The organism is Profundibacter sp. (assembly GCF_056498605.1).
Window position 1 is genome coordinate 1 of sequence record NZ_JBSMEZ010000085.1, and the last position, 14034, is coordinate 14034.

General features: G+C 50.3%; 14 protein-coding genes. 5 read left to right on the forward strand and 9 right to left on the reverse strand.

Annotated features, from left to right (window positions below; genetic code table 11):
• A partial coding sequence (gene mutS, locus ACWB12_RS08465; protein WP_479529637.1) for a DNA mismatch repair protein MutS occupies positions 1–1778 on the forward strand: 1778 nt, incomplete at its 5' end.
• On the opposite strand, the gene ACWB12_RS08470 is transcribed toward mutS, so the two are convergent.
• Positions 1775–2338, reverse strand: coding sequence for a nucleotide exchange factor GrpE (locus ACWB12_RS08470; protein ID WP_479529638.1), 564 nt, complete (start codon positions 2336–2338; stop codon positions 1775–1777). The genes mutS and ACWB12_RS08470 overlap by 4 nt on opposite strands.
• Positions 2339–2348: 10 nt before the next feature.
• Complete coding sequence (gene hrcA, locus ACWB12_RS08475; protein WP_479529639.1) at positions 2349–3413, reverse strand: heat-inducible transcriptional repressor HrcA; 1065 nt, start codon at positions 3411–3413, stop codon at positions 2349–2351.
• 72 nt (positions 3414–3485) lie between these two features.
• Here hrcA and rph point away from each other — a divergent pair, with 72 nt between their 5' ends.
• From rph to ACWB12_RS08495, 4 genes are read left to right on the forward strand one after another with little or no spacing between them, the layout of a single operon-like run.
• A complete protein-coding gene (rph, locus tag ACWB12_RS08480; protein ID WP_479529640.1) occupies positions 3486–4196 on the forward strand; it encodes a ribonuclease PH in 711 nt (236 codons plus the stop codon).
• Complete coding sequence (rdgB, locus tag ACWB12_RS08485; RefSeq protein ID WP_479529641.1) at positions 4196–4804, forward strand: RdgB/HAM1 family non-canonical purine NTP pyrophosphatase; 609 nt, start codon at positions 4196–4198, stop codon at positions 4802–4804. The genes rph and rdgB overlap by 1 nt, the downstream gene beginning before the upstream one ends.
• Positions 4767–5957, forward strand: coding sequence for a radical SAM family heme chaperone HemW (gene hemW / locus ACWB12_RS08490; protein WP_479529642.1), 1191 nt, complete (start codon positions 4767–4769; stop codon positions 5955–5957). Before rdgB ends, hemW begins: the two co-directional genes overlap by 38 nt.
• 3 nt (positions 5958–5960) lie before the next feature.
• Complete coding sequence (locus ACWB12_RS08495) at positions 5961–6314, forward strand: YbaN family protein (RefSeq protein ID WP_479529643.1); 354 nt, start codon at positions 5961–5963, stop codon at positions 6312–6314.
• Here the strand turns inward: ACWB12_RS08495 and ACWB12_RS08500 are convergent.
• The 7 genes from ACWB12_RS08500 to hemJ form a co-directional block, all read right to left on the reverse strand.
• The gene (locus ACWB12_RS08500) at positions 6289–7200 is read right to left on the reverse strand and encodes a ParB/RepB/Spo0J family partition protein (protein ID WP_479529644.1); all 912 of its coding nucleotides are present in this window, start codon (positions 7198–7200) and stop codon (positions 6289–6291) included. The two genes, ACWB12_RS08495 and ACWB12_RS08500, sit on opposite strands and share 26 nt — an antisense overlap.
• Position 7201: 1 nt before the next feature.
• Entirely contained in the window at positions 7202–8023 is an 822-nt protein-coding gene (locus tag ACWB12_RS08505) for a ParA family protein (RefSeq protein WP_479529645.1), read from the reverse strand.
• Positions 8016–8645: a 16S rRNA (guanine(527)-N(7))-methyltransferase RsmG gene (rsmG, locus tag ACWB12_RS08510; RefSeq protein WP_479529646.1), complete on the reverse strand. Its 630-nt coding sequence runs from the start codon at positions 8643–8645 to the stop codon at positions 8016–8018. Before rsmG ends, ACWB12_RS08505 begins: the two co-directional genes overlap by 8 nt.
• On the reverse strand, positions 8645–10513 hold the full coding sequence (mnmG, locus tag ACWB12_RS08515; RefSeq protein WP_479529647.1) for a tRNA uridine-5-carboxymethylaminomethyl(34) synthesis enzyme MnmG: 1869 nt from the start codon (positions 10511–10513) through the stop codon (positions 8645–8647). The genes rsmG and mnmG overlap by 1 nt, the downstream gene beginning before the upstream one ends.
• A gap of 12 nt (positions 10514–10525) precedes the next feature.
• Positions 10526–11815 carry a tRNA uridine-5-carboxymethylaminomethyl(34) synthesis GTPase MnmE gene (mnmE, locus tag ACWB12_RS08520; protein WP_479529648.1) on the reverse strand — a complete coding sequence of 430 codons (1290 nt, stop codon included), beginning with the start codon at positions 11813–11815 and terminating at the stop codon, positions 10526–10528.
• 33 nt (positions 11816–11848) lie between these two features.
• Positions 11849–13120, reverse strand: coding sequence for a transcription termination factor Rho (gene rho / locus ACWB12_RS08525; RefSeq protein WP_479529649.1), 1272 nt, complete (start codon positions 13118–13120; stop codon positions 11849–11851).
• Positions 13121–13241: 121 nt separating this feature from the next.
• A complete protein-coding gene (hemJ, locus tag ACWB12_RS08530; RefSeq protein WP_479529650.1) occupies positions 13242–13703 on the reverse strand; it encodes a protoporphyrinogen oxidase HemJ in 462 nt (153 codons plus the stop codon).
• Positions 13704–14034: the final 331 nt, after the last annotated feature.

Genomic DNA, 14034 nt, shown 5'->3' on the forward strand with positions numbered 1-14034 from the left:
GGGACGGGTCGCTAATCTCGGTGATTGATCGCACAATCACAGCGGGCGGTGGGCGGTTGCTGGAACGACGCGTATCCAGCCCGTCACGAAATCTGGACGCAATCCATGGGCGTCAGGATGGTGTTTCATTTATGATTGAGCATAAAGCGCTGGCAGAAAACCTGCGCGATGATTTGCGTAAATGCCCTGATATGGACCGCGCAATTTCACGTTTAGGGTTAGATCGGGGTGGGCCAAGGGACCTGACGGCGGTCCGTGATGGGTTGGCGCAAGCAGGGTCGATTGCTGAACGCACAAAAGATCAGGAATTACCGGAAATATTATCGAATGCTGTGACCGCATTGGGGGGTCATAATGATTTGCTCGCCCTGTTAGGGCAGGCATTGGTGGCTGATCCTCCGATCTTGGCACGGGATGGCGGGTTTATAGCGCCTGGGTATCACGCCAAATTGGACGAGGCGCGGACCCTGCGGGATGAAGGGCGCAGCGTGATTGCTGGGATGCAAAAGGATTTCATTGAGCAGACCGGAATTGCCGCGCTGAAAATCAAGCACAACAATGTGCTGGGGTATTTCATCGAGACCACGGCGACCCATGCCGAAAAGATGCTGTCGGCACCGCTATCTGAAACCTTTATCCACCGCCAAACCACTGCCAATGCTGTCCGATTTACGACTGTGCCATTGTCCGAAATGGAAACCAAGATTCTGAATGCGGGGAATAGGGCGCTTGAAATTGAAAAGCGGCTCTATGATGGCCTAAAAGCCGCAATACTAGCGCAATCTGGCCCAATAGGGCTGGCTGCGAAATCGCTGGCCGAGATTGATTTAGCGTGCGCGTTTGGCGATTTGGCAACTGGTGAAGGCTGGTGCAGGCCCGTTGTCGATAATAGCCGCACGTTTGAAATCGAAGGTGGGCGGCATCCGGTGGTAGAGCGAGCATTGCGTAAGCAGGGCGGTGCGCCGTTTGTTGCCAATGATTGTGGTTTGGCCGGTGGCGGTGACGGGGCTGCTATTTGGTTACTAACAGGCCCAAATATGTCGGGTAAATCAACGTTCTTACGGCAAAACGCGCTGATTGCGCTGCTGGCACAGATTGGATCGTATGTACCAGCCACTAAAGCGCATATCGGTCTGGTTTCACAATTGTTCAGCCGCGTAGGCGCATCGGACGATCTCGCAAGGGGTCGGTCGACATTTATGGTGGAAATGGTGGAAACGGCCGCAATTCTGAATCAAGCGGATGACCGCGCATTAGTTATTCTGGATGAAATCGGACGTGGAACGGCAACTTATGACGGGTTGTCGATTGCATGGGCCACGTTAGAGCATTTGCACGATGTGAACCAATGCCGCGCATTATTTGCCACGCATTACCACGAAATGACTGCACTATCGGATAAACTGGACGGCGTAGAAAACGCCACAGTGACGGTCAAGGAGTGGGACGGCGATGTGATCTTCCTGCACGAGGTCAAGAAAGGTGCTGCTGACAGATCTTACGGGGTTCAAGTGGCGCGACTGGCCGGGTTGCCCGACAGCGTGGTCGCGCGGGCAAAGGTGGTTTTGGAAATGCTGGAAAAGGGCGAACGCGAGGGCAAAATTGGCCAAAAAGCGTTGATCGACGATTTGCCATTATTTTCCACTACACCTGCACCTATACCAGTGCAGATCAAAGACTCAGAGATTGAAGCCCGCCTAAAGGACATCCTGCCGGATGATTTAACCCCGAAAGAAGCGCTGACATTGCTCTATGAATTGAAAGGGCTTGAACCTTAGGATTTCGGCGTGGACGACACACCAACCTGCGCCGGTCTCAGCAAGCGGTCATGCAGCATGAATCCTTCGGCAGAAACCTGAATGATATCGCCCGCCTTGGTGTCGGGCAGGGGCGCCTCGAACATGGATTCGTGGATATTCGGGTCAAATCGGTCGCCAATCTGGGGTGCAATAATCGTCATCCCGTGTTTGGAAAACACATTCAGCAATTCACGCATGGTCAGCTCGACACCTTCGATCAGCGCGGCGGATGCAGCGCGTTGCTCGTCCGTTGCAGATTCAAGTGCGCGCTTCATATTGTCGTAAACCGGCAGCATATCGCGGGCCAGTTTTGATCCCCCGTATTGCTCGGCCTCGCGACGGTCACGGTCGCTCCGCTTGCGGGAGTTTTCAGCATCCGCCAAAGCACGCATAAAGCGGTCTTTGAACTCGTCACGCTCGGCCCGCATTTGTTCCAGCTCATCAACTTCCTGCGCCGCATCGTCTTCCTCGATGCGGTCCAACTCCGCCTCAAGCGATTCGATGTCATCCAGAAATTCTTCTTTGTTTGCGTCTGCCATTTTCTTTTCCCTAGCCCTGATCTGAAATCAGCTTTCCAACCAGTTGCGCCGTATAATCCACAATCGGCACGATCCGTCCATAATTCAGGCGGGTTGGGCCAATAACACCGACCGCACCAATAATCTTTCGATCAGAGTTCATATAGGGAGAAACCACCAAAGAGGAACCCGAAAGTGAGAATAGTTTGTTCTCGGAGCCAATAAAAATGCGTACACCCTCACCTTCCTCGGTTAATTCAAGGAATTCGGCAATGTCACGCTTGCGCTCAAGGTCATCAAACAGGGTGCGAATACGGTTCAGATCGGCCGCTTCGGCATCATCGTCCAGCAGATTCGCACGGCCACGGACAATCAGGCGCTCGTAACTGCCGCCCTCGTCATCCCACAACGCAAAGCCGCTTTCGACCAGCTCACGGGCAAGTGAATCAATTTCCTGACGTCTGGTTTTAATTTCATGTCCAATTCTTCCCCGAAGCTCACTTAGGGTTCGGCCTTCGGCCAAGGCGTTCAGAAAATTCGCCGCTTCACGTAGTGACGACGGTGTTTGGCCAATGGGCGGGGTAAAGACACGATTTTCAACATGACCATCTGCGAATACCAAAACAACAAGCGCACGGTCCGGTGCAAGGCTGACAAATTCTAAATGCTTGATCGGCGCTTCGTGTTTGGGTGTTAGAACAAGGCTCGCACCGTGGGTCATGCCAGACAGGGCCGAACCAACGCGGTCTAGCATTGTGGAAACGTCATTTTGCTCGCCACTAAGAGTCGCATCGATTTTTTGGCGATCATCTTGTTGCGGGTCACCAACCTCTAGCAACCCATCAACAAACAACCGCAAGCCTTGTTGCGTTGGAACGCGGCCCGCTGAAACATGGGGAGAATCGAGCAGCCCCAAATGTTCAAGATCCTGCATCACATTACGAATGGTTGCAGCACTAACCTTTTCGTTCAGCGCACGGGTCAGGGTACGCGACCCGATAGGGCCGCCCGTTTCAAGATAGCTTTCGACCACAAGCCGAAACACCTCGCGGGAACGCGAGTTCATCTCGTCGAAAATTTTACCACCATCACTCATCTCGCACTTTCAGGTTGCTTTTGACGCATCAGCGCAGGTATCTCGTATTAACCCATTCATAAAGGACACACCATGCGCCCCTCTGGTAGAAATGTAGACGAAATGCGCCCGATTTCAATTGAAACAGGGATCACGAAACACGCCGAGGGCTCTTGCTTGATTAAATGTGGCGATACGCATGTGCTGTGCACCGCCACGATTGACCCTGGCGTACCGCGGTTTTTGAAAGGTTCGGGCTTGGGTTGGGTCACGGCGGAATACGGGATGTTACCGCGCGCCACCAATACACGGATGCGCCGCGAGGCCAAGAATGGCCAATCCGGCCGCACACAGGAAATTCAGCGTTTGATCGGGCGTTCCTTGCGGGCAGGGGTTGATCGGGTCGCATTGGGCGAACGTCAAATCACCGTGGACTGCGATGTGATTCAGGCCGATGGTGGCACGCGCTGCGCATCGATTACCGGCGGCTGGGTTGCGCTGCGGTTGGCAGTTAACAAGCTGGTGAAAGCGGGGGATGTCATTTCCGATCCGCTGGTTGATCCTGTGGCGGCAGTTAGTTGCGGGGTTTATGCGGGTCAAAACGTACTGGATCTAGATTATCCCGAGGATAGCGAGGCTGGTGTTGACGGCAATTTCGTGCTGCTGGGCAATGGTCAGATGATCGAGGTTCAAATGTCTGCCGAAGGATCAACATATTCCCGCGAGCAGATGGATGGCCTGCTGGATCTAGCAGAAAAAGGCGTGACCGAATTGATGGCAGCGCAGAAGATTGCGGTTAGCTAATGCGGCGGTTTAACGGGGATAAATTAGTGATCGCCACGCACAACGCGGGAAAACTGGTTGAAATTTCGGCACTATTGGCCCCGTTCGGTATCGAGGTAACTTCAGCAGGTGAGTTGGATTTGGAAGAACCGGTCGAGACTGAAGATAACTTTGCCGGAAACGCGCGGATCAAGGCGCATTTCGCTGCAAAAGCAAGCGGACTGCCCGCGTTGTCAGACGATAGCGGCATTACTGTGGATGCATTGGATGGCGCGCCCGGCGTTTATACGGCAGATTGGGCAGAAACCCCTACGGGCCGTGATTTTCCAATGGCGATGACAAAGGTTTGGGATTTACTGGAAGACAAAAATGCAGCCGAACCGCGAACAGCTGCGTTTAACTGCACTCTGTGCCTTGCTTGGCCTGACGGTCACGACGAGGTGTTCGAGGGGCGCGTCGACGGGCGCCTTGTTTGGCCAATGCGGGGCAACCGTGGATTCGGGTTTGATCCGGTCTTTCTACCAAACGGTGAATCCCTGACCTTTGGCGAAATGGACCCTGCTCGCAAAAAGGAAATCAGCCACCGCGCGGATGCTTTTGCAAAACTGGTTGCGGGTTGTTTTGCCTGAAGATTGGCAGCACGGCGGCTTTGGCCTTTATATCCATTGGCCGTTTTGCCAATCAAAATGCCCTTACTGCGATTTCAATTCCCATGTGTCTAAGTCTGTTGATCAAAAGCAGTGGGCAAAGGCTTATTGCCATGAAATTGAACGGGTAGGCGCAGAAACCGGAAGCAGACCTCTAAAGTCCATATTTTTTGGCGGCGGCACACCCAGTCTGATGGATCCTGAAACGGTGGATACAATTCTACGCAAGGTTCGTGAAACATGGTCGCTCAGTAATAATGTAGAGATCACCCTAGAAGCCAACCCAACTTCCGTCGAAGCTGGAAGGTTCGCTGGTTATAAAGATGCGGGCGTAAACCGCGTTTCAATCGGCATTCAGGCGTTGAATGACGATGATCTGCGCCGGCTCGGGCGCCTCCATACAGTTAGCGAAGCACAAGCGGCGTTCGAGGTGGCGGCGGGGGTGTTTGACCGGATCAGTTTTGATTTGATTTACGCACGTCAGGATCAAACACTTGAGGCATGGGAATCTGAGTTGCGGGAGGCGCTAGCGATGGCAGCCGATCACCTATCGCTTTACCAACTTACCGTTGAGGGCGGAACTGCTTTTGGTGACCGGTTAGCTACGGGAGGCCTGAAAGGTTTACCGGATGAGGATTTGGCGGCTGATATGTATCAGCTAACGCAAGACTTAACTTCAGCAGCGGGGCTTAACGCCTATGAAGTCTCTAATCATGCCAAAACCGGTGCTGAGTCACGCCACAACCTGATTTACTGGCAATGCGGAGATTACGCCGGAATCGGTCCGGGGGCACATGGACGGCTGACTTTGGGTGGTGTGCGATATGAAACGGAATCGCCAAAAAATCCGCAGGGCTGGCTGAATAACGTTTTACAAACCGGCTCAGGGGAATTACCCCGCAAGGCACAAGCTCCGCATGAACGTGCCGATGAATATCTGATGATGGGCTTGCGTATTACAGGTGGGATTGAACTGGAACGCTATGAAAAAATTTCAAATTTTTCTATAAACATGAATATAATCAATCAGTTAATAGATATTGGGGTTATCAGTTTGGCGAATGACAAACTCTTTGCAACCCCTCGCGGTCGCCCCTTGTTAAATGCTATCATCCGGGAGCTGTTAACGGAGTAACCCATGCGCATGATTTGGCTAATATGTGGGCTCACCTCGATGGCCCTAGGAGGAATTGGGGTTTTTCTGCCGATTCTGCCAACTGTGCCATTTATGCTGCTTGCTGCATTCTGTTTCTCCAAATCCTCCGAACGGCTGCATCATTGGCTTGTCACTCACCCGGTTTTCGGACCATCCATCGAGGATTGGCAAACAACCGGATCAATCAGTAGGCGCATAAAGGGCTATGCCACAGTCTCTATCTTTGCTGCTTTTGGCATATCTCTCTTATTAGGACTAAAGTTGATGCTCCTGATTGTTCAAGCAACTATCCTTGTCCTTGTCCTAATATTTATTTGGACACGCCCAGCGGCGTAACAGACAATACCCGACACAAATCATCCAATTGCTCTAGGGTTTTATAGTTGATCGTAATTTTTCCAGCCTCTTTGCCTGTCGTGTGGTCCACAACCACTTTCATACCCAGATTCGCTGATAAATCGTCCTCAAGAACACGGGTATCCGCATCTTTTGGGGAAAGTTTTAACGCTCTTTTTGCTGTTTTTACCTTTGGTGTCTTTGCCAATCGTTCTGCTTCACGAACGGATAGGCCCTTTTTTACGACCAATCGAGCCAACTCGACAGGGTTTTCCGTCGTAATTAACGCCCGCGCATGGCCTGAGGTTAGCTTGCCATCACGCAGCAACCCTAAAACTTCATCCGGCAACTGCAATAACCGCATTAGATTTGCGATATGGCTCCGGCTTTTCCCCAGCACAGACGCCAGTTTTTCTTGTGTATGTCCAAAGCGACCCATCAATTGCTGATAGCCAGTTGCCTCTTCCACTGGATTCAAATCTGCGCGTTGAATATTCTCGATGATCGCAATTTCCAGAACCTCGGTATCCGAATAGTCCCGAACGATTGCAGGTACCTCATGCAGCTGTGCCATCTGTGCTGCGCGCCAACGGCGTTCGCCCGCTACTATCTCATAAGAGATTGATTTTCCTGATAATTTTCTAATTATTAGAGGCTGAATAACTCCTTTTTCACGGATCGACGCAGCTAGATCTTCCAAATCTTGTTTAGGAAAATCGCGTCGTGGTTGGTCCGGATTCGGCGCAATTTTTTCGATCGGAATTGATTGGTCGCCTTGCTTTAGATCGGCCCGACCCTGCTGAGGTGCATTGTCAGTTGCCACATCAGACATCAGCGCAGACAGCCCACGCCCCAAACCACGCCGCTCGTGTTTTTTATTGACCATATCAACGTTCCTTTGCGTTAATCTTCATAGAATTATTAGCCACCAGCTCTTTTGCCAACTGACGATATGCCCGCGCGCCCTTTGACGTTGGATCATACTCGATCACCGGCATAGCAAAAGACGGTGCCTCGCTTACGCGAACATTTCGCGGGATAATCGTTTTGAAGACCAAATCACCCAGATTATCGCGTGCGTCTGCCTCGACCTGTTGGGATAACCTATTGCGACTGTCATACATTGTTAACACAACACCCTCAATCCGAAGGTTTGCGTTTGCAGTTTGGCGAACTTCGCGAATTGTCAGCATCAGTTGTGACAACCCTTCTAATGCAAAAAACTCACTTTGAAGTGGCACAAGAATGGAATTTGCCGACACCATAGCATTTACGGTCAGCAAATTAAGCGACGGCGGGCAATCTATCAGTATAATATCAAGATTATATTGATCAATGGCGGACTGCCGTAGGGCATCATATAATAAAAAGCTGCGTTTTTCGTTTGATATCAATTCTATGTCTGCAGAGCTAAGGTCCGTAGTAGCAGGAACGATCAGCAGCCCTTCAACATCAGAATCCTGCACGATATCCTCAAGCGGTACATCTCCCAACAACAGGTCATAAGTATTATATTCCCGCTGAGAAGCCTCAACACCTAACCCGGTTGATGCATTACCCTGTGGATCAAGATCAACAAGAAGCACATTAAATCCATCTGCCGCTAACGCCGCACCCAAATTGATCGTTGTTGTTGTTTTCCCAACACCACCTTTTTGGTTCGCAACTGCAATAATTCGTGGCCCCTTTGGCCGGGTCGGGTCAGACACGCGAGATGCCTCCAATTTTTAATATTGCGCCGTTCGGGTTTGTTTTGCTTGTAAATTCTTCTACATCAAAGTTCCAGAGGCCAAAAGCACCATCAATTTCTTTTTTATATGTTTCGCCCTTTGGGAAAATCGCTATACCGCTTAGCTTAAGATGCTGGCTTGCGTATTCCAGCAGCTTATCAAGCGAGGAAAGCGCGCGGGCTGTCAGAACATCTGCCTCAAGCGGTGGAGTTTTCTCAATTCTTTCAGCAATTACTGTCGCATTTAGCCCGATTTCGCGGATCACAGTTTGCAAGAAGGCAACCTTGCGCACGTCGCTCTCAACCAGTGTAAATCGGTCACTTGGCCTGTATTCCTTCGCAAACACAGCCAGTACCAAGGCAGGAAAACCACCTCCGCTCCCCAAATCTACCCAGTGGCAGGTATTTTGTGGGGAAAACTGAAAAATCTGTGCAGAATCATGGAAATGCCGCTGCCAAAGTGTCCCAATAGTTGTTTTGGAGACGAGGTTAATCGCTGGATTCCACTTTTCCAGCAAGGCAGCATATTGATCCAACCCGCCTAATGTTTCACGTGAAACATTGAACTCAGTTTTGAACTCTTCGCGGTAATCGACACCCATCAGGCACGTTTCTTTCTCTGTGCCTGTTTTATTTTAGCCAACACCAACGTCAACGCGGCTGGCGTCATCCCGTCTATACGCCCTGCTTGGTCCAACGTTGCTGGCTGGACGGCTTGCAATTTTGACTGCAGCTCGTTTGAAAGACCTACAATCGCCCTATAATCAAAGCCATCTGGGATTTTATGCGCTTCATCACGCTTCATTGCGGCAACATCTTTGCGTTGGCGGTCCACATAATTGGCATATAGTGCATCACGTTCGATCTGCTGTTGGGTTTCGCTGGATACACCGCCCAATTCAGGGCGCATTGCAATAAGACTATTAAAATCAACACCCTGAAACGAAAGCAAGGAAAACCCGTCCCTACGCTTTCCGTCTTGGTTTATTTTAATCCCCTGAGCAGCAATCTCTTTTGGTGTCAGCGTCATATTACGCAGATCCAACAATGTGCTGTTGATGGCTTTCATCTTGTTTTCAAAAGTAATTTTTCGCCCTTCGCCAACACACCCAATTTCAATTCCAAGCGGTGTAAGCCGCTGGTCCGCGTTATCAGCACGCAAAGATAAACGGAATTCAGCGCGGGATGTAAACATCCGGTATGGCTCGGTTACACCCCGCGTTACCAGATCATCGATCATCACACCGATATAGGATTCAGAACGGCTAAAGGTGATCGACTCGCCCCCGCTTGCGTGGCGGGCAGCGTTCAGGCCAGCAATAAGCCCCTGCGCGGCCGCCTCTTCATAGCCGGTCGTGCCATTGATTTGGCCTGCAAAATATAAGCCAGACACATTTTTAACCTCCAGAGTCGCAGCTAGGGCGCGGGGATCAACGTAATCGTACTCAATCGCATAGCCAGGTTGCAGGATTTTTGTATTTTCTAGGCCAACGATGGAATGAACGTAATCTTCCTGCACAGATTCCGGCAACGACGTTGAAATCCCGTTTGGATAAATCGTGTGATCATCCAGCCCCTCGGGCTCAAGAAATATTTGATGCGAGGTTTTATCAGCAAACCGAACGATTTTATCCTCAATCGAAGGGCAGTACCGCGGGCCAACTCCATCAATATGCCCACCATACATCGAAGAACGTTCAAGGTTTTCACGAATTATATCGTGTGTAGCCTTGTTTGTATGGGTAATTCCACAAGAAACCTGCCGCGTAAACGGGGTTTTTGACAGGAACGAAAACATAACCGGATCAACATCACCTGGTTGGGATTCAAGAATATTCCAGTTGATCGTTCTCCCATCCAGCCGTGGCGGGGTACCTGTTTTCAGACGATTAAGCGCCAAATCAAAGCTATCAAGCCGCTCTGCCAGTTTGATTGAAGGCTGATCGCCCATACGGCCACCGGGCTTCGACACGTCACCAATATGAATAATGCCGCGCAGAAATGTTCCTGTCGTCAGAACAATTGACGGTGCACCGATATCAGTGCCATCTGCAAGAGAAACCCCTGAAATTGCGTTATTTTTCATCAGAAGGTCGGTAACTTCGCCCTCAATCACTTGCAAATTTTCACAAGATGAAATCTCGCTCTGCATAGTTTGGCGATAGATTTTACGGTCCGCTTGGGCACGCGGGCCTTGAACCGCTGGACCTTTACGGCGGTTCAGTAAACGAAACTGGATGCCGGCCTTATCTGCCACGCGACCCATCACCCCGTCCAGCGCATCAATTTCCCGTACAAGGTGGCCTTTACCCAGCCCTCCAATCGCAGGGTTGCAAGACATAACGCCAATACCGGGTTTTGACAGGGTAATCAGTGCTGTACGCACACCCATGCGAGCTGCAGCATGGGCTGCTTCAGCACCTGCGTGGCCACCTCCAACGACGATTACGTCAAAATCTTGATGTTTCACGTGAAACAATCCTTATTTCCCAAGGCAAAAACTGGCGAATATTTCATCCAGTATCTGCTCTACATCAACACGACCAACCAAACTATCAAGGGCGCGAATCGCCGTATGCAGTTCTTCTGCGGCAAGCTCAGAACGCTCAATACCATAGCATAGCTCGGATTTCGCGGTTTCCAAAGCGGTCAGTGCCCGCAAAATTGCAATTCTATGCCGCTCGCGGATCGCGGTTCCAGCCCCCAGCGCCCTATTTTCCAGAACCGTAGCGATACGAGTGGTTAGTTTTTCAAGACCTTTTCCCGTTAATCCAGAGACTGAGAAATCATCCCCATCATAGGTATCACCCTTGCTGCGCACCACTATATCATCTTTTTCTGACTGCAGCAGCAGATCAAGCGGCTCTTGATCATATAGGAATACCCGCAAATCGGCCTGTTTCGCCCGTGTTAGCGCCCGCTCAATCCCGATCTCCTCAATCGCATCATCGGTTTCACGCAGGCCGGCTGTGTCCAATATCGTCACGGGCAGGCCGTTCAGATCCATCCGCAGCTCAATCACATCGCGAGTGGTGCCGGCAATTTCCGAGGTGATCGCGGCATCACGACCAGCCAACCGGTTCAATAGCGACGATTTGCCTACGTTTGGAGGTCCGACAATCGCCACCTCGAAACCATCACGAATCCGCTCGGATATACGCACCCCGTCTGCCTCTTTGGTAAGGGCTGACATGACATTATCCAGCAATGCAGTAACTTCGGGCGTGACATCAACCGGAACATCTTCGTCAGCAAAATCTATGGTCGCTTCCAGCAATGCAGCAGCGCGGATCAAATCAGTGCGCCAGCTTTCGGCTTGATCGCCCAGCGCGCCTGAAAACACACGCAGCGCCTGTTTACGCTGCGCCTCAGTTTCCGCCTCGAGCAGGTCGCTCAGGCCTTCGATCTGGGCCAGATCAAGACAGCCGTTTTCCAGCGCACGTCGGGTAAATTCGCCTGGATCAGCAAGCCGCAGACCATCCATATCACCAAGAGTTTTTAGCACAGCTTTTACAGTCGCAGGGCCACCATGCAGGTGAAGCTCTGCTACATCTTCACCGGTAAAACTGTGGCCTTGGCCAAAGGTTAAAACCAGCGCCTGATCCAGCAACACACCATCGGCATCCCTTAGCGAACGCAACGCTGTTGTGCGGTATTCAGGCAGCGATCCGGCAAGCGATTTTGCGGCCGCCAATGCCAACGGACCCGACAGGCGAATGACAGCCACGCCTGATTTTCCAAGCGCTGTCGCTAAGGCGAATATTGTGCTCATTTTTCATCTAACCAATTGTTTATAAACAATAAGTTACGTGTTCATTGAATCAAAGAATTCAGCGTTAGATTTGGTTTGCTTCAATTTCGACATCAGGAACTCGATGGCATCTGTCGTGCCCATCGGGTTCAGGATACGACGCAGAACATAGGTTTTTTGCAAGTCGATTTTGTTGACCAACAGCTCCTCTTTCCGGGTGCCGGATTTGAGGATGTCCATCGCCGGGTAGACGCGTTTATCTGCCACCTTGCGATCCAGCACGATTTCCGAGTTACCCGTGCCTTTGAATTCTTCAAAAATCACTTCGTCCATCCGGCTGCCGGTATCAATCAGCGCGGTTGAAATAATGGTAAGCGAGCCACCTTCCTCGATGTTCCGTGCGGCGCCGAAAAAGCGTTTAGGGCGCTGTAGGGCGTTTGCATCAACACCACCGGTCAGGACCTTACCTGACGATGGCACAACCGTGTTAAAGGCGCGACCCAAACGGGTAATAGAATCCAGCAGGATCACCACGTCGCGTTTATGTTCGACCAGACGTTTGGCTTTTTCGATCACCATTTCTGCAACGGCAACGTGACGGGTGGCTGGCTCATCAAAGGTTGACGACACGACCTCCCCCTTAACGCTACGCTGCATGTCCGTCACTTCTTCTGGCCGTTCATCAATCAAAAGCACGATCAAATAGCATTCAGGATGATTGGTAGCGATGGATGTCGCGATATTTTGCAGCAATACCGTTTTACCAGTGCGGGGCGGCGCGACAATCAGACAACGTTGACCCTTACCAATCGGTGCAACCAGATCAATGATCCGTGCTGATTTATCCTTGATCGTTGGATCATCCAATTCCAGATTGAACCGTTCGTCCGGATATAGTGGTGTCAGATTATCAAAGTTGATCTTGTGTTTGTTTTTTTCCGGATCCTGAAAATTGATCAGAGTAATCTTTGTCATTGCGAAATAACGCTCATTCTCATCAGGCGCGCGGATAACACCCTCGATTGTGTCACCTGTGCGCAGGGAGCGTTGACGGATCATTTCAGGCGAAACATAAATATCATCTGGGCCGGGTAGGTAGTTAGCCTCGGTTGAGCGCAAGAAACCAAAGCCATCCTGCAATACCTCTAACACACCATCGCCGGAAATTTCCCAGCCGTCTTCGGCCCGTTCCTTAAGAACGGAAAACATGATTTCGCCTTTACGCATGGTTGATGCGTTTTCGATTTCCAACTCTTCGGCGTAAATCAGCAGGTCTTTGGGTGTCTTTGCTTTCAAGTCAGCAAGAGCGAGCGTTTCTTGGGTCATGGGAACAGGTCCTTGGCACACCAAATCTAGCGTGCAATCATTTTTGCGATGTGAAAAACCACCCACCGGACGGCGGGGTTATGGGTTAAATAGGGGTGCAGACACAGGGAGTCAACAATTCCTAGAATTTCAACACAACAGAAAATACGATAACGAACATTAATATGGTCGGAACTTCGTTCATCATCCGGTAGTGCTTACCTGATCTGGTGTTTTTTCCGGTTGCCAGTTCTAGCCGTCGTGCAGCGAGCCAAAAATGAAACCACGTCATGATGACAACCGAAACTGCTTTGGTCCACGACCAGACAAAAGACCAGTCAACAACCCCCGGAATAGCCACAAGCAACAGTCCGAATATCCAAGTGGAATACATTGAAGGCCGCATGATCATGTAAAAAAGTTTTTGTTCCATAGTTTGAAACAAAAGATCGGTCTCTGATCCAGATTGAACCGATTCAGTATGATAGACAAACAAACGTGGCAGATAGAAAATACCGGCCATCCATGTAATTACTGATATGATATGTAGCGTTTTAATCCAGAGATAATAGTCGGACAATAGATCGGTTATCATATCCCACATGGTTTTTCCTTACACTTCTCTTGGCCTTACTAATAATAAATATATAGAAAAGAAAAGATGATGATTATGTAGTGTTGTCAATTTCTGTGGATTATTTCTTTATCCACCGCATTATCCCAAATGGGAAATGATGTAGATAACATGGTGGAAAAGATGCTTGAGCAGTTAAAACCCTAAGAAACTGGATAGTTCTACGATTTTGGATTTTGTGGGTAAACCTGATGCACATACATTACTCACAGCGTAACATTATCCTTTTCCACCGTGGGGAACTATGGTGAACTGCTTAGCAACTGGGCCAGTTACCAACATAGCTATAGCAATGCGTTGT